The sequence below is a fragment of the Mycobacterium sp. ENV421 genome (assembly GCF_002887815.1).
Lineage (GTDB): Bacteria > Actinomycetota > Actinomycetes > Mycobacteriales > Mycobacteriaceae > Mycobacterium.
In genome coordinates, this window is sequence record NZ_PDHO01000036.1 from 1 (window position 1) to 17,692 (window position 17,692).

The 17,692-nt window shown below is 66.1% G+C and carries 18 protein-coding genes and 1 pseudogene; 13 read left to right on the forward strand and 6 right to left on the reverse strand.

Annotated elements, in window-relative coordinates; translation table 11 throughout:
• A partial coding sequence (locus tag CRM90_RS25940) for a transposase (RefSeq protein WP_142391458.1) occupies nucleotides 1–271 on the reverse strand: 271 nt, incomplete at its 3' end.
• Nucleotides 272–919: 648 nt separating this feature from the next.
• Here CRM90_RS25940 and CRM90_RS25945 point away from each other — a divergent pair.
• The 8 genes from CRM90_RS25945 to CRM90_RS25980 are packed head-to-tail and all read left to right on the forward strand — an operon-like array spanning nucleotide 920 to nucleotide 10,229.
• The gene (locus CRM90_RS25945) at nucleotides 920–1,660 is read left to right on the forward strand and encodes an MlaE family ABC transporter permease (RefSeq protein ID WP_199190061.1); all 741 of its coding nucleotides are present in this window, start codon (nucleotides 920–922) and stop codon (nucleotides 1,658–1,660) included.
• 9 nt (nucleotides 1,661–1,669) lie between these two features.
• Nucleotides 1,670–2,527: an ABC transporter permease gene (locus tag CRM90_RS25950; RefSeq protein ID WP_102809775.1), complete on the forward strand. Its 858-nt coding sequence runs from the start codon at nucleotides 1,670–1,672 to the stop codon at nucleotides 2,525–2,527.
• Nucleotides 2,528–2,530: 3 nt separating this feature from the next.
• Nucleotides 2,531–3,931 (forward strand): MCE family protein, encoded by a 1,401-nt coding sequence (locus CRM90_RS25955; RefSeq protein ID WP_102809776.1) that lies wholly within the window; start codon nucleotides 2,531–2,533, stop codon nucleotides 3,929–3,931.
• Between the two features lie 34 nt (nucleotides 3,932–3,965).
• On the forward strand, nucleotides 3,966–4,994 hold the full coding sequence (locus CRM90_RS25960) for a virulence factor Mce family protein (protein WP_102809777.1): 1,029 nt from the start codon (nucleotides 3,966–3,968) through the stop codon (nucleotides 4,992–4,994).
• Complete coding sequence (locus CRM90_RS25965) at nucleotides 4,991–6,304, forward strand: MCE family protein (protein ID WP_102809778.1); 1,314 nt, start codon at nucleotides 4,991–4,993, stop codon at nucleotides 6,302–6,304. The genes CRM90_RS25960 and CRM90_RS25965 overlap by 4 nt, the downstream gene beginning before the upstream one ends.
• The gene (locus tag CRM90_RS25970) at nucleotides 6,301–7,632 is read left to right on the forward strand and encodes a virulence factor Mce family protein (RefSeq protein ID WP_102809779.1); all 1,332 of its coding nucleotides are present in this window, start codon (nucleotides 6,301–6,303) and stop codon (nucleotides 7,630–7,632) included. The genes CRM90_RS25965 and CRM90_RS25970 overlap by 4 nt, the downstream gene beginning before the upstream one ends.
• On the forward strand, nucleotides 7,629–8,768 hold the full coding sequence (locus CRM90_RS25975) for a virulence factor Mce family protein (RefSeq protein WP_102809780.1): 1,140 nt from the start codon (nucleotides 7,629–7,631) through the stop codon (nucleotides 8,766–8,768). The genes CRM90_RS25970 and CRM90_RS25975 overlap by 4 nt, the downstream gene beginning before the upstream one ends.
• Nucleotides 8,769–10,229: an MCE family protein gene (locus CRM90_RS25980; RefSeq protein WP_102809781.1), complete on the forward strand. Its 1,461-nt coding sequence runs from the start codon at nucleotides 8,769–8,771 to the stop codon at nucleotides 10,227–10,229. It abuts the gene before it with no gap.
• 99 nt (nucleotides 10,230–10,328) lie between these two features.
• Here the strand turns inward: CRM90_RS25980 and CRM90_RS25985 are convergent, their stop codons facing one another.
• Nucleotides 10,329–11,372, reverse strand: coding sequence for an MBL fold metallo-hydrolase (locus tag CRM90_RS25985; RefSeq protein WP_102809782.1), 1,044 nt, complete (start codon nucleotides 11,370–11,372; stop codon nucleotides 10,329–10,331).
• A gap of 55 nt (nucleotides 11,373–11,427) precedes the next feature.
• Nucleotides 11,428–12,051 carry a TetR/AcrR family transcriptional regulator gene (locus CRM90_RS25990; protein ID WP_102809783.1) on the reverse strand — a complete coding sequence of 208 codons (624 nt, stop codon included), beginning with the start codon at nucleotides 12,049–12,051 and terminating at the stop codon, nucleotides 11,428–11,430.
• 196 nt (nucleotides 12,052–12,247) lie between these two features.
• Here CRM90_RS25990 and CRM90_RS25995 point away from each other — a divergent pair, with 196 nt between their 5' ends.
• The 5 genes and pseudogenes from CRM90_RS25995 to CRM90_RS26010 all read left to right on the forward strand — a co-directional run.
• The gene (locus tag CRM90_RS25995) at nucleotides 12,248–12,829 is read left to right on the forward strand and encodes an alpha/beta fold hydrolase (protein WP_233209506.1); all 582 of its coding nucleotides are present in this window, start codon (nucleotides 12,248–12,250) and stop codon (nucleotides 12,827–12,829) included.
• 159 nt (nucleotides 12,830–12,988) lie between these two features.
• Complete coding sequence (locus CRM90_RS31090) at nucleotides 12,989–13,135, forward strand: hypothetical protein (protein WP_233209507.1); 147 nt, start codon at nucleotides 12,989–12,991, stop codon at nucleotides 13,133–13,135.
• Between the two features lie 354 nt (nucleotides 13,136–13,489).
• Nucleotides 13,490–13,927, forward strand: a complete 438-nt coding sequence (locus CRM90_RS26000; protein ID WP_142391459.1) for an alpha/beta fold hydrolase — start codon at nucleotides 13,490–13,492, stop codon at nucleotides 13,925–13,927.
• Nucleotides 13,924–14,184 carry an alpha/beta hydrolase family protein gene (locus CRM90_RS26005; RefSeq protein ID WP_102809785.1) on the forward strand — a complete coding sequence of 87 codons (261 nt, stop codon included), beginning with the start codon at nucleotides 13,924–13,926 and terminating at the stop codon, nucleotides 14,182–14,184. Before CRM90_RS26000 ends, CRM90_RS26005 begins: the two co-directional genes overlap by 4 nt.
• A gap of 165 nt (nucleotides 14,185–14,349) precedes the next feature.
• Nucleotides 14,350–14,541: pseudogene (locus CRM90_RS26010) on the forward strand (type II toxin-antitoxin system PemK/MazF family toxin); the annotation flags it as partial.
• 30 nt (nucleotides 14,542–14,571) lie between these two features.
• Here CRM90_RS26010 and CRM90_RS31390 read toward each other — a convergent pair.
• The 3 genes from CRM90_RS31390 to CRM90_RS26025 form a co-directional block, all read right to left on the reverse strand.
• Nucleotides 14,572–16,302: a helix-turn-helix transcriptional regulator gene (locus tag CRM90_RS31390; RefSeq protein ID WP_286145666.1), complete on the reverse strand. Its 1,731-nt coding sequence runs from the start codon at nucleotides 16,300–16,302 to the stop codon at nucleotides 14,572–14,574.
• Complete coding sequence (locus CRM90_RS26020; protein WP_102809786.1) at nucleotides 16,274–17,200, reverse strand: AAA family ATPase; 927 nt, start codon at nucleotides 17,198–17,200, stop codon at nucleotides 16,274–16,276. The genes CRM90_RS31390 and CRM90_RS26020 overlap by 29 nt, the downstream gene beginning before the upstream one ends.
• Nucleotides 17,201–17,399: 199 nt before the next feature.
• Entirely contained in the window at nucleotides 17,400–17,630 is a 231-nt protein-coding gene (locus CRM90_RS26025; protein WP_102809787.1) for a hypothetical protein, read from the reverse strand.
• Nucleotides 17,631–17,692: the final 62 nt, after the last annotated feature.

The window sequence follows — 17,692 nt, forward strand, 5'->3', positions numbered from 1 at the left end:
CGGCTTCATCTGCGGCCGCCAGCAACCGCGCCAACACCAGATCCCAGGTGCCATCAGCGCTCATCCGTCGATGCCAGGTCCAGATCGTCTGCCACGGCCCGAACACCGCGGGCACGTCCCGCCACGCGATCCCGCACCGGTATCGATAGATGATTCCTTCCAGCATCTGGCGGGCATCCCGAAAAGGCCTGCCCTTTCTGCCTGTTCGAACAGGCAGAAACTCTTCGATCAACGACCACTGAGCATCGGTGAGCAGCTGAAACCGCGACATACCCCAAGCCTCAGGCACGACACCCGAAACACTTGTCAGACACGCCCTAGCTCGCGAACGCATTGCCACAAAGGGGAACGGCGTTGCGAAGACGATCGCAGCCAGCTCGCCTCCGGATACTTTACACGCCTTAAGCGTCATAACGATCCCTACGTATATGCGGCCGGATCGATTCCACTTCGGTATTCCTCGGCAAACTTCTGGGCATCCCGGCCCCGACGGTAGAGCGTGTGGTCGCCGCGCAGGCGCACCACTGAGAAGCTATCCAGCAGCCGATACGGCGGCAGCGATGAAGTCGTGGTTCGATGCAATCGGTCGCGCAGAATTGCAGATGTCATCACATCGTTTGGTGCTAGCGAAACCGGCGACAGGTGGGCAAGCCGGTGCAACACAGCGTGGTCTGGCAATCTTGCGCAACAATACAAGGGGGGGTGACGTCAATCACAACGTGCTCTATAGTATGCGCAATGCTTATCAGGAATCGTGGTGCCGAGGTGCGAAGAACTGGGGTGGGCTGATGACGGTGCTGGCTGTGACGAGCACACCTGAGCTGATCATTCCCCCAATACGAAGCGGCGGTGAGCCGCGGGCGGCTGGCGCGATCGGCGGGAACCGGTGGTGACGGCGTCGCGCGTTCTCGCGACGCCGATGCGCGGTGTTGGGGACTTCTTCGCGATGTCGCTGGACACGTTCGTGCAGATGGTCCGCCCGCCGTTCGCGTGGCGTGAGTACGTGAACCAAACGTGGTTTGTGGCGCGGGTGTCGATCCTGCCGGCGCTGATGTTGACGCTGCCGTATTCGGTGCTGTTGGTGTTCATCTTCAGCATTCTGTTGACCGAGTTCGGAGCGGCGGATTTTTCCGGCACCGGCGCTGCGATCGGGACCGTGAACCAGATCGGCCCGATTGTCACGGTTTTGGTGGTCTCCGGGGCGGGCGCCACGGCGATGTGTGCGGACCTGGGTGCGCGGACGATTCGCGAGGAGCTCGACGCGCTGCGGGTGATGGGCATCAACCCGATCCAGGCGCTGGTGGTCCCACGCGTGCTTGCCGCCACCACGGTGTCATTGGCCCTGGCATCCACGGTGATCCTGGTGGGCCTGACCGGTGCATTCCTGTTCGTCGTCTTCATCCAGCACGTCTCACCAGGTGCGTTCGTCGCCGGATTGACGGTGCTCACCGGCGCCGCCGATGTGGTGGTCTCGTTGATCAAGGCGATGTTGTTCGGGCTGGCGGCCGGCCTGATCGCGTGCTACAAGGGCGTCTCGGTAGGCGGCGGCCCGGCCGGCGTGGGCAACGCGGTGAACGAAACCGTGGTGTTCACCTTCATGGTGCTGTTCGCCATCAACGTCATCGTCACTGCCGTCGGCATCCAGTTCACGGTGCAGTAAGGACGATCCATGAGCAGCAGCACTGTCGTCGCGAGCGTGCATCCGAGGCTTCGGCGCGCCTTTGAGCAGCTGATCGCAGGATGGAACAGCATCGGATCACAGACCCGGTTCTACTTCACGACCCTGAGTTCTATCCCGGACGCCGTTGTGCACTGCAGGACCGAACTGCTGCGGCTCATCGCGCAAATGGGGTTAGGCTCTGGGGCCCTCGCCGTGGTTGGGGGCACGGTCGCGATCGTCGGTTTCTTGACGATGACCACCGGCGCGTTGGTCGCGGTGCAGGGCTATAACCAGTTTGCCTCCGTTGGGGTGGAGGCCTTGACGGGGTTTGCGTCGGCCTTCTTCAACGTCCGGCTCATCGTGCCGGGCACCACCGCGGTAGCGCTGTCGGCGACGATCGGCGCCGGTGCCACCGCTCAAATCGGAGCGATGCGCATCAACGAGGAGATCGACGCGCTCGAGGTTATCGGCATTCGCACTGTCGCCTATCTGGCCTCTACCCGGGTATTGGCGGGCGTCATCGTGGTGATTCCGCTGTACTGCGTGGCGGTGATGATGGCATTTCTCGCCGCTCGGACCGGCACCACGGCGATCTACGGCCAGGGCTCCGGCGTGTACGACCACTACTTCAACACCTTCCTCAATTCCACCGACCTGATCTGGTCGTTCTTCCAATCGGTCGTGATGACCGTGGTGATCCTGCTGGTGCACACCTACTACGGGTACACCGCGACTGGCGGGCCCGCCGGTGTCGGGGAGGCGGTGGGGCGCGCGGTGCGCACCTCCATGGTCGTCGCGGCGGTGGAAATCGTGTTCATCTCGCTGGCGATCTACGGCCAGTCCGGCAACTTCAACCTGGCGGGGTGACGGATGGAACCCAGGCCAGGTGAGAACCGCCTACACCCCGGGTGGTGGACGCTGATTCTGGTTGTGGCGATCGCCGCGTTTCTCTTCGTGACCTCCACCGCCTTTGCCGGCACCTTCAGGTCCTTTGTGCCGGTGACGCTGACCTCTGATCGGGCCGGCGTGGTGATGGAGAGCGGCGCGAAAGTGAAGATGCGCGGCATTCAGGTCGGCCGCGTCGCCCAGATCACCGGCGGCAAGAACTCCGTGAGACTCATGTTGGAGATCGAGCCAGATCAGATCCGATACATCCCCGCCAACGTCGAGGCGCAGATCAACGCCACCACGGCGTTCGGCGCCAAGTTCGTCGAGCTGCTCCCGCCGGAACACCCTAGCGCGCAGCGGCTTGCCGCCGGCGCGGTCCTGCAGTCGGTCAACGTCGCTACCGAGATCAACACCGTGTTCGAGAACATCGTCGACTTGATCGAGGTTATCGACCCGGCCAAGTTGAACGCCGTGCTGACCGCAGTGGCCGACGCCGTGCGCGGACAAGGTGAGCGGATCGGTGAGGCCACCACCGACCTCAACGAGGTGTTGCTGGCGCTGAACGCCCGCGGCGACACCATCCGCCGAGATTGGCGCTCGTTCAAGAGCTTCAACGACACCTATAGCGGCGCCGCCAAGGACATCGTGGCGGTTCTGAATGCGGCCAGTACGACCAGCACGACGATCGTGGATCACGCAAAAGCGCTGGATGCGTTGCTGCTCAACGTCACCGGTATGTCCGACGCCGGGATCAACCTGCTCGGTGCGAGCAAAGACAATCTTGTTGGCGCGGTCAATGTGCTGGCGCCGACGACCGACCTGCTGCTGCAGTACAGCCCCAGCTATGCCTGCGCCCTGCAGGGCGCGACATGGTACCTCAACAACGGCGGTTTCACGGCGTGGGCGGGCGCCGATGGGCGCTCGGGCCAGTTCGACGCGGCGTTGATGTTCGGAAACGACCCCTTCGCCTATCCGGATAATCTGCCTATCGTCGCCGCCAAGGGGGGACCCGGCGGAAAGCCGGGCTGCGGCTCGATGCCCGATCCGACCAAGAACTGGCCGGTGCGACAGTTGATCACCAACGTCGGCTTTGGCACCGGTCTGGACTGGCGACCCAACCCCGGCATCGGGCACCCCTGCTGGGTCGACTTCTTCCCGGTCACCCGCGGCGTGCCGGAACCGCCGAGCATCCGGCCCTGCCTGCCCGGCCCGGCGCCCGGCCCCGTCCCGTACCTGGGAGCGCCGCCGTACGGCGCGCCGCTGTACGGACCGGGCGGAACGCCGTTGTGGCCCGGGGTGCCACCACCCCCGCCACCACCAACGCCAGACGCCGCCCCGGCCCCGGCCCCGGCCCAACCGACTCCCGTAGCCCCGCCGGGGTGACCAACCCGCCCATGACACGAAGACAGGAGAGAGCGTGAGCAAACAGCTCAAGGGCACTGTCTGGCGCCTGGCCGCGTTCCTGACGGTCTGCGGCCTCGGTGCGTTCGCCCTGCTGGCGGTCTTCGCGGAATTGCGGTTCGAGGAGGGGAAGACTTACTTCGCCCAGTTCAGCAACGTGTCCAACATGAGAAAAGGCAGCATCGTGCGCGTCGCCGGGGTCGAAGTCGGCAAAGTGCGCGGCATCTCGGTGAACCGGGACTCCACCGTACGAGTCGAGTTCTCCGCGGAGAACTCGGTGATCCTCACCGAGGGAAGCCGGGCAGTGATCAAGTATGACAACCTGTTCGGCGACCGCTACCTAGCACTCGAAGAAGGGGCCGGCGGGGTCAAGACACTGCAGCCCGGCGACACGATTCCGCTGGCCCGCACCGAACCCGCACTGGATCTGGACGCGGTGATCGGCGGCTTCCAGCCGCTGTTCCGTGCGCTGGACCCCGATCAGGTCAACGCGCTCACCGGCCAACTGATCCAAGCATTTCAGGGCCAGGGTGACACTATCGGATCATTTCTGAACCAGGCCGCGGCACTGACCAACACATTAGCCGACCGCGATCAGCTGTTCGGGCAAGTCATCACCAACCTCAACGTGGTCCTCGGGTCGCTCGGCGACCAGTCAGACCAGCTCGACAAGGCAGTCACCTCCCTGTCGGGCCTGATCGACGGACTGGCCGGGCGCAAGAAGGACCTCGCCAACGCAGTGGCCCACACCAACGCGGCCGCAGGTTCGGTCGCCGATCTCCTCACGCAAGTCAGGGAGCCGTTCCAGAAAGTCGTACGCGAGACCGACCGGGCCGCCGGCATCGTGCTCGCCGATCACGACTACTTCGACAACATCCTCAACACGCTGCCCGACAAGTACAAAGCGCTTGCGCGGCAAGGGATCTACGGCGACTTCTTCAGCTTCTACCTGTGCGACTTGATCTTGAAGCTCAACGGGAAAGGGGGCCAGCCGGTGTATGTCAAGGTGGCCGGCCAGAGCACCGGGCGGTGCGCGCCGAAATGAAATCCTTCTCCGAACGCAACACCCCGCTCATCGGGGCCATCGGCGTCGCTGCAGTCACGGTCATCGTGCTCGCCGCACTCAACTTCCAGAAACTGCCCTTCCTGAACCAGACCAACGAGTATTCCGCCTACTTCGCCGACGCCGCCGGACTGCACACCGGCGCCTCGGTCGACATCTCCGGCTACCCCGCAGGAAAAGTGTCCAGCATCGAACTCGACGGGGCACGCGTACTCGTCAAGTTCACCGTCGACAACACGATCCATCTCGGGGATCGCACCGAGGCGGCGATCAAAACCAAGAGCCTGCTGGGCAGCAAAGTGCTCGACGTCATCTCGCGCGGCGACGGCGAACTCACCACCACGATCCCGATGGAGCGGACCGTGTCGCCCTACCAGCTACCCGATGCCCTCGGTGACCTGGCCACCACGATCAGCGGGCTGAACACCAACCAGCTGTCGGACTCGATGGCCACCCTGGCGCAAACGTTTTCCGGCACCGCACCCGAGTTGAGGAATGCGGTACAAGGAGTTGCCCGGTTCTCCCAGACACTCAACGAACGCGACGCGCAGCTGCGCAACCTACTGGCCAACGCCAGAAAGGCCACAACAGTACTGGCCCAGCGCACCGATCAGATCGTCACCCTGGTCAGGAACACCAATGCGTTGCTGAGTGAACTCCAAACACAAAGCAACGCGATCGATGAGATCTGGAACAACATCACGGCGGTCGCCCAGCAACTCAAGGGGTTCATCGCCGAGAACCGCCAACAGCTGCGCCCGGCGCTGGACAAGCTCAACGGGGTGCTGGCCATCGTGGACAACCGCAAGGAGCGCATCCAGGACGCGATCAAGCGGCTCAACGCCTACGCACTGTCGCTGGGCGAAGCGGTCTCATCGGGCCCGTTCTTCAAGGCGTACCTGGCGAATCTGCTTCCCGGCCAGTTCGTGCAGCCCTTCGTTGATGCAGCGTTTTCCGATCTGGGGCTCGACCCGGCCACGCTGCCGCCCTCCGAGCGCATCGACCCGCCCACCGGCCAGCCGGCAACCCCCGCATTGCCGGTGCCCTACCCCCGGACCGGGCAGGGTGGCGAACCCAGATTGGCGCTGCCCGACGCGATCACGGGCAAGCCGGGCGATCCGCGCTATCCGTACCGGGAGCCGCTGCCCGCCCCGCCGCCCGGAGGACCCCCGCCAGGACCGCCCGCACCGCCGCCACCGGGCATGCAATCCACACCCGAGCCGACACCCTCCCCGGTCTACGTGCCGGCACCGGGTGAGGTGCCGCCTGCACAACCTGGAGGACAGCCATGACCCGGCCGCGTCTCATCCGCGCCGCCACGGCGATCCTCCTCGTGGCGGTCCTGGCCGGCGGGCTATTCGCCGCCCTCAGTCGCACCGGCCCGGCGGCGAAGACCACGGTGATCGCCTTCTTCCAGAACAGTAACGGTCTGTTCGCCGGCGACGATGTGCGCATCCTGGGTGTGCCCGTCGGGCGCGTCGCCACGATCGAGCCGCAGCCGCAGCGGGTCAAGGTCACCTTCTGGATCGACCGCAAATATTCGGTTCCCGCCGACGCCAAGGCGGTCATCCTGTCGCCTCAGCTGGTCACCGGGCGTGCCATTCAGCTGACCCCCGCCTACACCAGCGGACCCGAACTGCGCGACGGCGCGGTGATCCCGCAGGACCGCACGGCGGTGCCGGTCGAATGGGATGACGTCCGCGTGCAGGTCGAGCGGCTGACCGAACTGCTGAGGCCAACCCAGCCCGGCGGCGTCAGCACACTGGGCGCGTTCATCAACACCGCGGCCGCCAACCTGCGCGGCCAAGGTGCGAACATCCGCGACACCGTCATCAAACTGTCGCAGGCATTGTCGGCCCTCGGCGACCACAGCGACGACATCTTTTCCACTCTGAAGAATCTGGCGACACTGGTGTCGGCGTTGCACGACAGCAGTGGGCTGCTCGCGCAGCTCAACGAAAACCTGGCCGCCGTCACAGGGCTGTTGGCCGACGATCCCGACAAGGTCGGCCGCGCAGCCAACACGCTCAACGACGTGGTCGCCGACGTACAGGGCTTCGCCGCGGAGAATCGCGATGCCCTGGGCACCGCCTCGGACAAGTTGGCTTCGGTCACCACCGCGATGGTTGACAGCCTCGACGACATCAAACAAACACTGCATATTCTGCCGTCGACGCTGCAGAACTTCATCTTCATCTACGAACCAGCCGGCGGCACCATGACCGGCGCCATAGCGGTCAACAACTTCGCCGACCCGATCAGTTTCCTGTGCGGCGCGATCCAAGCGGCCTCCCGTCTCGGCGCCGAACAAGCCTCGAAATTGTGCGTTCAATACCTCGCGCCAATCGTGAAGAACCGCCAGTACAACTTCCCGCCGTTGGGCGAGAACCTCATCGGCGGGGCATCCGCAAGGCCCAACGAGGTAACTTACAGCGAGGACTGGATGCGACCCGACTACGTGCCGCCCCCCGTCGAGGCGGCAGCGCCCCACCCGCCCCAGCCTGCGCCGCTGCCCGCCGAGGCGGCTACGCCAGATGCCGGCGCGCCGCCCACGCCGGTGGCGACGAACCCATCCGATGGCCTTTCCGGCCTCATGGTCCCGTCCGGAGGCGGCTCATGACAGCGCGACAATCCACCCGCGTCGCGGTGAAACTGCTCATCATCCTCGCGCTGGCCGCACTTCCCGGTTGCGGCTGGCGCGGGCTGAACTCGCTTCCCCTACCTGGAACCGAGGGCTCCGGCCCAGGCTCCTTCGTCGTGCAGGCACAGATGCCCGATGTCAGCAACATCCAACCGAACTCCCGGGTCCAGGTGGGTGACGTGACCGTCGGCACCGTGACCAGGATCGAGCTTCAAGGTTGGCACGCGCTGGTGACCATGCGGCTCAACGCCGACGTCGACCTGCCCGCCAACGCGACCGCCAAGCTCGGCCAAACCAGCCTGCTGGGATCGCTGCACATCGAACTCGCCCCGCCAACGAACACGCCACCGGAGGGGAAGATGCACGAGGGATCCCTGATTCCACTGGCGCACGGAGGAGTCTACCCGACCACCGAGCAGACCCTGGCGGCGATCTCCATGCTGCTCAACGGCGGCGGACTGGGGCAGATCCAAGACATCACCCGGGCGTTTTCCACCGCATTCCGGGGACGAGAACACGACCTGCGCAGCATGATCGAACAACTCGACAGATTCGCCACCCTCACCAATGACCAAACCGGCGACATCATCGCGGCCACCGACAGCCTCAACAACCTGGCCGGCAAGTTCGCCGGCAACAAACCCGTCCTCGACACCGCGCTGCGCAAAATCCCCGACGCGCTGGCCGAACTCCACACCGAGCGGGACAACCTCATCGAGGCGGCCGATCAGCTCGGCAAGTTCAGCGCACTGACGGTCGACTTGGTCAACCAGACTAAAGAGAATCTGGTCAAGGAACTCAAGGACACGGGGCCGGTGTTGGAATCGCTGGCCAACGCCGGGCCCAGCCTGACACGTGCCCTGAGTCTTTACACGACCTATCCGTTCCCCAACGAAACGCTCGAGAAGTGGATGCGCGGCGACTACGGCAACCTCAGCCTGATCGTCGACCTCACGCTCAGCCGCATCGACTCCGCACTCTTCACCGGCACGCGCTGGGAGGGCAACCTCACCGAACTGGAGCTGCAATGGGGCCGCACCATCGGGCAACTGCCCAGCCCCTACACCCAAGCCAACCCGCTGATCATTCCGTACCGCTGGGACCAGGGACCCTAAATGTATCTGCACAAACGTGTAAAGGTTCAGCTGGCCATCTTGACCGTGCTCGCCCTCGTCGCGATATCGCTGATGACGCTGCACTTCATGAAACTGCCGGCCAAACTCTTCGGTATCGGCCGATACACGGTGACGATGGAACTGCCGCAAACCGGCGGACTCTACGCGACCGGCAACGTCACCTACCGCGGCACCGAAGTGGGTCGGGTGCAGTCGGTGCACCTCACCGACACGGGCGTGGCCGCGGTGCTGTCGCTCAAATCCGGCATCGACATCCCCTCCGACGTCGAAGCCGAGGTGCACAGCCAGTCGGCGATCGGTGAACAGTACGTCGACCTGCTGCCCCGCAGCGACACCGCGCCCCCGTTGAAAAGCGGCGACGTCATCGCGCTGCGCGACACCTCCGTGCCACCCGACATCAACAAGCTGCTCGCCGCGGTCAACACCGGATTGCGGGCGATCCCGCGGGACAACCTCAACACCGCCGTAAACGAGGCATACACCGCCGTGGGCGGGTTGGGTCCCGAACTCACCCGGCTGGTCCGGGCCTCGACCCAGTTGTCGATCGACGCCCGCAGCAACCTCGACTCACTGACGTCGTTGATCGACCAGTCCCAGCCGGTGCTGGACTCGCAGACCCAGACCTCCGATGCGATTCAGGCGTGGGCGGGCAATCTGGCCACGGTCACCAATGAACTGCAAACCCACGACAACGCGGTGGCAGGAATCATCGACCACGGCGGCCCCGCGGCCGGCGAGCTGCGACAACTCTTCGAGCGGTTCCAGCCAACCCTGCCGATCCTGCTGTCCAACCTGGTCAGTGTCGGCCAGGTCGCCCTCACCTACCGAAATGACCTCGAAGAACTGCTGGTGCTGCTGCCGCAAGCGGCCGCGATCCGCGCTGGAAGTGTTGTCGCCAACGCCAACACCAAGCAGAACTACCGAGGCGAGTACATAAGCTTCAACCTCAATCTCAACATCCCACCGGCCTGCACCACCGGGTTCCTGCCCACCCAGCAGCGGCGTCCCCCTTCCTTCGAGGACAGCCCCGAACGCCCCGCCGGCGACTTGTACTGCCGGGTGCCCCAGGATTCGCCGTTCAACGTACGCGGAGCGCGCAACCTTCCCTGCGAGACCGTTCCCGGCAAACGTGCACCGACGGTGAAAATGTGCGAAAGCGACGAGCAGTATGTGCCGCTCAACGACGGCTTCAACTGGAAGGGCGATCCCAACGCCACCCTGTCCGGGCAGGACATCCCCCAGGGAGCTCCCGAATCACCACCGACCGCAGCCCCGCCCTCTGCTGCCGCGAGCCCGCCACCGGTCGCGGCCGCCCCGTACGACCCCGCCACGGGCACCTACATCGGACCCGACGGCCAGCAATACACCCAATCCGACCTCGCCCAGACCGGCCCGAAGGAGAAGACGTGGCAGACGATGCTGATGCCGCCGGGCAGTTGAGGACCGCTGGCAGTCAAGGGGTGCGCCGCGCCGGTGCCGGTGCCGGTGCCGGTGCCGGTGAGGCACTATGCCGAGTCCGCCGGCGCAGAGGATCACGCGTCAATGCTTCGGCCACCATGTGGTGACGGTGTCGCGCATCGGTTGTACGCGGTGTTCGGCCGCTAACAGCGCCAGATGGGCCAGTGTTTCACCGTTGGCTGCGCGGCGCATGAAATTGGGTACTTGAGCCCAGGGGCGCGACCACCCGAGCCGGGTGGTGATCTGCCAGCAGGTTGCCCCAGGGCAGTCGGCCACCGCGCGTTCGATCTCACCAAGGCGCGTGCGGTGATGGGTGACGAGTTCGTCCAGCCGAGTTGTGAATGCGTCGAAGCGGTATTCGTGGGCGGGAAGCACCTCGTCGGGCTGGTAGCCACGCAACTTGGCCAGCGAGGCAAGAAAGTCGGCAAGGGGATTGGCGGCCTGCTGGGGATGCACGGAGATGTTCGGGGTGATCCGCGGCAACACACAGTCGCCAGTCAGCATCAGCCTCCGGTCGGGCTCCACGAAGCAGAGATGCCCGGGCGAATGGCCGGGCGTCCAGATCGCGCGCAGGTTCCAGCCCGGCAGCGGGAGCCGATCGCCATCGTCGATGAACCCATCGGGCTCGGCCTGCCGGACGAACTGCCGGATTCCGAGTGACGCCGAGCCCAGTTCGTCCAACTCGGTCTCGGGCACTCCGCAGTCCGCCAGGAGGTCCCGCATGCTCGTCAAGAGGGGTTCCACCTCGCCATAGCGGGTGGGCAACACCGCGGCGTCTGCAGGATGCACCCCGATCCATGCTCCGGATTGCTCGCGCACCCGCCCGGCCAGTCCGTAGTGGTCGGGGTGTATGTGCGTGATCAGCACCGCCGAGACGTCTGTGATGTCGCATCCGGCCTTAGTCAGTCCCGCTACGAGCGCCGTCCACGCTTCGTCGGTGTCCCAGCCGGCATCGACGATGGCGACCCCGTCGGGCAACTCGAAGGCATACACCAGCACGTATCGCAGCGGATTGTCCGGGATCGGCACCGGGATCGACCACAATCCCGGCCGCACCTGCTCCACCGGCGGCAACACGCCGTCGACCCAGGCCTGCCGTTGGACGGCCCCCGGTGCCTCGGCCATGGCTGTTCCTCCTATCGCGGACGCGGCGCGCACCCTCACCACGCCGAAATGTTACTCATGATTCACGATCGAGGCTGGCACCGTCACTGGCTGGTATTCCGAGGACCGCGTGTCCCATGGCGACCAGACGGGCAGCGACCCGCTCGGCGGGCAGGCCGGTCTCGCGGTACTGAAGGATCGACTGGATCGCGCCGATAGCACCATGCACGATCGCGCGGACTTCGGCCTCGTCGAGCTCCAGCCGCAACTCCGCGACCACGTGCACCCATTCCTCGATATAGAGTCGCTGTTTGCGCCGAAGCCGGCGCCGCTGCTCATCTGACAAGTTGTGCAACTCGCGGAAATAGACGATGGCCAGCTCCCGGTCGTTGATCACCAGCGAGACATGGTCGGCAATCAGCCCGGTCAACGCCTCGCGCTCGTCGCGAGCCTGGTTCACGATGGTCGAGGCCCGCTCCAGCAGCGCGTCGACCACCCGCTCGAACAGCGACGCGAGCACTGCGGCCTTGCTGTCGAAATGCCGGTAGATTCCCGGTCCCACGATTCCAGCCGCCACACCGAGATCCGTCATCGACACGGCGTGATATCCCCGCTCGGCGATGAGCTCGGCGGCCGCGGCCAGAATCCGCTCACGCCGTTCGCCGCCCCGAGTCCGTTGAGTAACGACCGCTTCGCTCATCCTTCCCCTCCTCCTTGTGACCACACGAGCCGGCGCCCATTTCTGCACAGAGCTCTCGCGCCGCCGCCGCCGGCTGGCACCAATGCTAACAGCGGTTAACACGCTGACGGGGCGGGTGATGAACTCCCACGGTGGCGGCCAAATTTTGCACACCGCAGTCACACCTCGTGCCGTCGTCAACTGGTATGCAGAAGTCATGTTCGAGGACTTCGATGCGACCGATGTGGACGTGGGCGGCATCCGTATCCACGCCAGCGTCGGTGGCCAAGGGCCGCCGGTCCTGCTGCTGCACGGATACCCGCAGACGCACGTGATGTGGCACGAGGTGGCCCCGGCGCTGGCCAAGGGGCACACCGTGATCGCCGCCGACCTGCGCGGGTACGGCGACTCGGGCAAGCCGGCCTCGGAGTCCGACCACGCGTCATACGCCAAACGCGCGATGGCCGCCGACATGGCCGGGCTGATGACGGCGTTGGGCCACGACCGGTTCGCCCTCGTCGGTCACGACCGCGGCGCGCGCGTCGTACACCGGTTCTGTCTTGACCACCCCGAGCGGGTTGACCGGGCAGCGGTGCTCGACATCGTCCCGACCCGGCATGTTTTCGCCAACGTGGACCGTGCCCTGGCGACCGTCTACGACCATTGGTTCTTCCTCGCCGAGCCGCCGGAGCTGCCCGAGGTCCTCATTGGCGGCGCGCCCGAGTATTTCCTGCGCCGCAAGCTCGACCAATGGTCGGGCCCGCACGCCACGTTCACCGAGGCGGCGATGGCGGAGTAGATCCGCTGCTTCTCCGATCCCGAGACAATCCGAGCCAGCTGTGAGGACTACCGCGCCGCCGCGTCCATCGACCTCGAGCACGACGACGCCGATGCGGACGCCGGCCGCCGCGTCACCTGCCCACTGCTGGTCCTGTGGGGAGCCCGCGGCTTCGTCGGTGTGGCATACGACGTCCTCGCGGTCTGGCGCGCTTACGCCGACGACATACAAGGCCACGCGATTGATTGCGGTCACTTCATCCCCGAGGAGGCGCCGGCGGAGACGGTGGCAGCGCTGCGGGAATTCTTGCCGCTGGCGGCTGAATAGGTTCTGGCGTTATCGTTGACCGTAATCCGGTGCAGCACAGCAGCTCTCAGGATCGCACTCGACGCCATGCCCGACGGCTGGGCGTCGGGCATGTGTCAGCGAAACCCGAGTGGTCGGAAAACTCTGAGGCCACCTCGCTGGTTTGGGTAGGAACCGTGACACTGGGGCAGTAGCCTGCACTACATTTGTGTCGAAACCTGATGGCCGAAGGATGTGGCATTTGACGACGGGCGCCCGTCCATGGCCTGATCAGGGCAGTCAGTGGCACCGGCGGGCGGCACATTGACCGGCACCCAGGTCCAGCTGACATCCGGTGCCCTACATGTGGAATCGAATGGTGATCCGCTGGGGCGCATGATCCTTTGTGTGCACGGCCTGTCGGCCAATTGCCGATCGTTCGATCGATTCGTGCCGGTATTGACCAGTGCGGGCTACCACATCGTGACCATGGATCTACGGGGTCGTGGTCGCAGCGAAATCACCCCACCCGATTCCTACGGCTGGGACAGCCACGTCCGCGATCTGGTGGAGATCGCCGATCGCTACGGGGCTGAATCGTTCGACGTGATCGGTCACTCGATGGGAGGATTCATCGGAATGACCCTGGCCGCCCGGTATCCGCAGCGGTGCGGGCGGCTCGTGCTCATCGACGCCCTCGGTGTGCCTGAGCCCAGCGCTTTGCTGCCCATCACACGATCCATCGGCAGACTGGGCTCTGGGACAACTACTTTGCATGGGAGCTCGAACCCGTCGACGACGGCGTCCGGATTCGGACCGACTTGGGCGCTGTGACCGAGGACAGCGCTCACGCGGCAGCGCACGACATCTATGGGCTGTGGCGGCGGCTTGGCTGCCCGGTCCTGGTGGTCCGGGCCAGCAGGCCGATGGCACCTGGCGGCGGTCTGGTGGTCTCGCAGGCGGACGCCGAGCGGTTCGCCGCCGAGGCCCACGACGCAACGGTGATCGACGTCGACGCCGATCACTACTCCATCTTGATCAGCCCAACCGCAGTCAGCGCGGTTGAGCGATTCGTCGGCGTCGCCGCCTGAGACAAGCGAAAACTGATTGCTCCCGATGCGTTCGGTCACATCTCGTGCTGGCGCGCGAAGTTCATCGTCTCGACCAGCGTTGTCTGCCAAGCACGCCAGCGCCGAACTGCGTGCGGAGGTGCGCAGCGGGCGCCCGGACGGTGCGGCGGTCGACGCCGTCCTCGCCGCGGCCGGAGAGCCGCGGTGTCCGAGCTGGACCTGACCGCCGCCGAGGATCACGTACCCAGCGACTGCGTGGTCAACTTCGACAACATTCACACCCAGCCGCGCGGTGCATTCCGGCGTCGCATCACCCGACTGTCCGCAGCCCGCCTGCACCAAGCAGGCCGCACCCTGCGGGCGGCCACCGGATGCTGACTCGCCGGGGAGCGGGTGAGACCCTGGTTGTCAGGTCTGGTATTCGCGCAGCAGATCCCAGAGTTCGGCGCGGTTGGTGGCGCCCGATCTCACCGAGGCGCGGTAGAGGTGTCCTTCCACCGTGCGCACCGACACGCACATCGCGTCGGCGATCTGTCGATTCGACAATCCCTGCGCGACAAGGGAAATGATCTCGCGTTCGCGGGGCGTCAGCGGGAGGGGTTGGGCGGCTTCACGTAACGCGGGACTGACCGCGCCGCCGCATTCGCGCGCGAGCCGCTGGGCACGGCCCGCCGCGGTCAGAGCCGCGCCACGCAGGCCTTGGCCGCGGTAGGCGATGGCCGCATGGGCCGAGGCGTCGGCCGCGGCCAACATGTCGCCGATCTTCTCGAAGCCCGATGACGCCGCCCGCAGTGCGGCACCGTCGGCGGCGGCCAGCGCGGCCGCGAAGTCGAATGCCGCACCGGCGCGGGGCCCTTCGACGAGGTCGCGCAACTCGCCCAACCTGGCCGCTGTGGTGGTGTCACCGAAGTGCGTCGCCGTCTGCAACGACATCACCTCCCGCGCGAGCTGACCACGGCCGTGCGCCAGCTGTGCTGCCCGACGAGCGTGGGCGATCGCCTGGCTTACCGCGCCGCGCGCCGCGTCGGCCCAGGCCCTCGCAAGCAGGCTGTCGGTCTCCAAGAATGCAAATGAACGCTGTGCGCGGAACTGCACCCGCTCGAGCGCCGTTGCTGCGGCGGCCGAATCACCCAGCCGCGCCAGCGCCTCGGTCTCGACGATGGCGAACCGGTAGTACACCCCGGATGCGGCGTCGCCGGTGGCCATTGTCGCTGCGGCAGTGGACAATTCGTGTCGGGCCAGGTCGAGGCGGCCAGTCGCCAGCGCCGCGATCGCGGCGATCGCCGCACCTACCGCGTCGATGGTTCCGGGAGCGTCCGCGCATTGACGCTGCACGGCCTGTGCCCCGGCGAGGGCCTCATCGATCGATCCGGCCAGCGCGAGCGCCTTCACGTGGTACTCGGCGAGGCCCACCCCCATATAGGCGGAATCCGGTAAGTGCCTGGCCCGTTCGTAACCCTGTATCGCGATCGGCGCAAGCTCGGCGAGGCGGCCGGTGTCACCCAGCGCGATGACGAGTGCCCACGCTGCGATCAACGACAAGAAGTCGCCCAGCTCGTCGGGACTGACCTGCGCCGAGGTGGCCAGGGCCTCGGCCGGACGACCCGACATCGCCAACTGGGTCCCGCGCAGCGCCAGACCCGCTTGCCGCATCACGGCGTTCTGGCTGTGCAGCGCGGTGTCGACCAACTTCCAAGCCGCCTCGGGCCGGTCCAGCTGCGTCCACAGATTGGCGCCCTTCAGGGCGAAGGCGTAGGCGCGATGGTTGTCGAGGGCCTCGGCCCGCAGCGCGGCCAGAGCGTCCTGCGATTCCTCCGGCCGGTTGAGCAGCGCCAGGGCCTGCGCGCACAGCAGTGCGGCGTCTGCTGGGCCGCCGGCCCGGGCGCTGGCACCGGCGAGCCGCTCGGCCAGCCCGAGGTCGAAGCGCAGGAACGCGGCGTGGGCGGCATCGAACAGCAATGTTGGTTCCGGTACCAGGTCGGAGTCCAGCCACAACACCCCCAGCCGAAGGGTTTCGGTGTCGTCCCGGTGAACACGTTTCGCCAGCTCCGAGGCGACCCGTCCACGCAGCCTGCGCAGCCGCAACGGCCCGGCTCGATCGCGGCGGATTTCACCGTAGAGGGGATGGCCGATGCGCACGACTGATCCGCCGCTGATGCCGCTGACTGCGAGCAGGCCGCGACTTTCGGCATCCTCCACAACCGATGGGCCACCAGGGCCGACAACACCGCAGCTGCACGGGCTCGGCCACCGCCACCAGATCGACGGCCTCCAAAATGGGCTGTAGTACCGAACCGACCTGCGATTCGATCAGGTCGATCAGCGTCGCCGACATCACGGGCACACCCGTCCAGGTCCAAGCGCCGCCGGTGTTCACCAGCCGACGCGCCGCGGCCTCCTGGGCGACCAGGTGCCGCAGAAACAGGACGTTTCCGCCGGTCGACTCCCACATTCGCCGCACACAATCGGGATCGAGGCGACCGACCAGCGCACCGGCCAGCAGCGTTTCGGATTCGGTGCGCGACAACGGCTGCAGCTCGAGCAGCTGCAGGTAGCCGTCCTTCCACAGGGCGGTCACGGCGTCGGGAAGCGCCGCGCCGCCGCGAATGGTCACGATGACCGCGGCCGCCCTGCGCAGCACGACCTGATGCAGGACGAACGCCGACAAGTCATCGAGCAGGTGCGCATCATCCACGAAGATGACAGCCCGACCGCCGCGGCGCGCCGCCGTCAGCCGCTCGATCACCGCGCCGACCAATTGCAGGGGGCTGCCGTGGACGCCGGTCGCCCACTCGGCAAATGCGCCCAACGGAATCGCCTGCGCGCTTTGGGTTCCCGCCGCCCAGCGCACGGTCGCGCCGGCAACCGAAGCTGCCGTGGCGGCCTCGCGGGCCAGCCGAGTCTTGCCGACACCGGCGCGCCCGATAATGGCCACCCCGGCCGGTGCAGTGCGGTCGCCGAGCGCGTCGGCAATCAAACGCAGTTCTTCGCCGCGACCGATCAGGGGCCACACGGCAGTTGCCGTTGTATCCCCCACGGGCCACCTCCTGGGCGAACGACCGTTTCGCGACTCGCCGGAAGCCTATCGCCGGTCCGGTGCATATTCGCCGTACTGACGTTGTTTCCGGCTTTTCCGATAAGCGTGTCGGCGACGGCGTCGCCGCATGCACGACCCCGCAGTGCAGCGGCTGGAATCCCGAGACAGCCACGCGAAGGCACCTGCCAGGCACGCGATGTCAGTCCTTGGCGCCGTCGAATTCGCCGACGACGGCAGCGATGGCCGCCAGCTTCGCCTCGGCCAACGTCATGAACGTCGCGATCGCCTCGCGTTCCACCCCGATGCGGTCGGCGATCAGCTCGTCGGACAAACCGGCGTCACGCAGCCGAAGCGCCTCCGAATACGCCGGCGGGAGTCGATTCAGGGCGACATCGCGCCGATCTCGATGAGCGGCCACGACGGTGAGCATGCGCCGCGCAGCAGCTTAGGATACAGGTAGTCGACTACTCCACCATCCATCCGCCCCGAGGA

Excerpts from the sequence above, each read along its gene's own strand:
- CRM90_RS25945 (WP_199190061.1), top strand. The coding sequence starts at position 920 with ATGCGCGGTGTTGGGGACTTCTTCGCGATGTCGCTGGACACGTTCGTG.
- CRM90_RS25950 (WP_102809775.1), top strand. The coding sequence starts at position 1,670 with ATGAGCAGCAGCACTGTCGTCGCGAGCGTGCATCCGAGGCTTCGGCGC.
- CRM90_RS25955 (WP_102809776.1), top strand. The coding sequence starts at position 2,531 with ATGGAACCCAGGCCAGGTGAGAACCGCCTACACCCCGGGTGGTGGACG.
- CRM90_RS25965 (WP_102809778.1), top strand. The coding sequence starts at position 4,991 with ATGAAATCCTTCTCCGAACGCAACACCCCGCTCATCGGGGCCATCGGC.
- CRM90_RS25970 (WP_102809779.1), top strand. The coding sequence starts at position 6,301 with ATGACCCGGCCGCGTCTCATCCGCGCCGCCACGGCGATCCTCCTCGTG.
- CRM90_RS25975 (WP_102809780.1), top strand. The coding sequence starts at position 7,629 with ATGACAGCGCGACAATCCACCCGCGTCGCGGTGAAACTGCTCATCATC.
- CRM90_RS25980 (WP_102809781.1), top strand. The coding sequence starts at position 8,769 with ATGTATCTGCACAAACGTGTAAAGGTTCAGCTGGCCATCTTGACCGTG.
- CRM90_RS25985 (WP_102809782.1), bottom strand. The coding sequence starts at position 11,372 with ATGGCCGAGGCACCGGGGGCCGTCCAACGGCAGGCCTGGGTCGACGGC.
- CRM90_RS25990 (WP_102809783.1), bottom strand. The coding sequence starts at position 12,051 with ATGAGCGAAGCGGTCGTTACTCAACGGACTCGGGGCGGCGAACGGCGT.
- CRM90_RS25995 (WP_233209506.1), top strand. The coding sequence starts at position 12,248 with ATGTTCGAGGACTTCGATGCGACCGATGTGGACGTGGGCGGCATCCGT.
- CRM90_RS26000 (WP_142391459.1), top strand. The coding sequence starts at position 13,490 with ATGATCCTTTGTGTGCACGGCCTGTCGGCCAATTGCCGATCGTTCGAT.
- CRM90_RS26025 (WP_102809787.1), bottom strand. The coding sequence starts at position 17,630 with ATGCTCACCGTCGTGGCCGCTCATCGAGATCGGCGCGATGTCGCCCTG.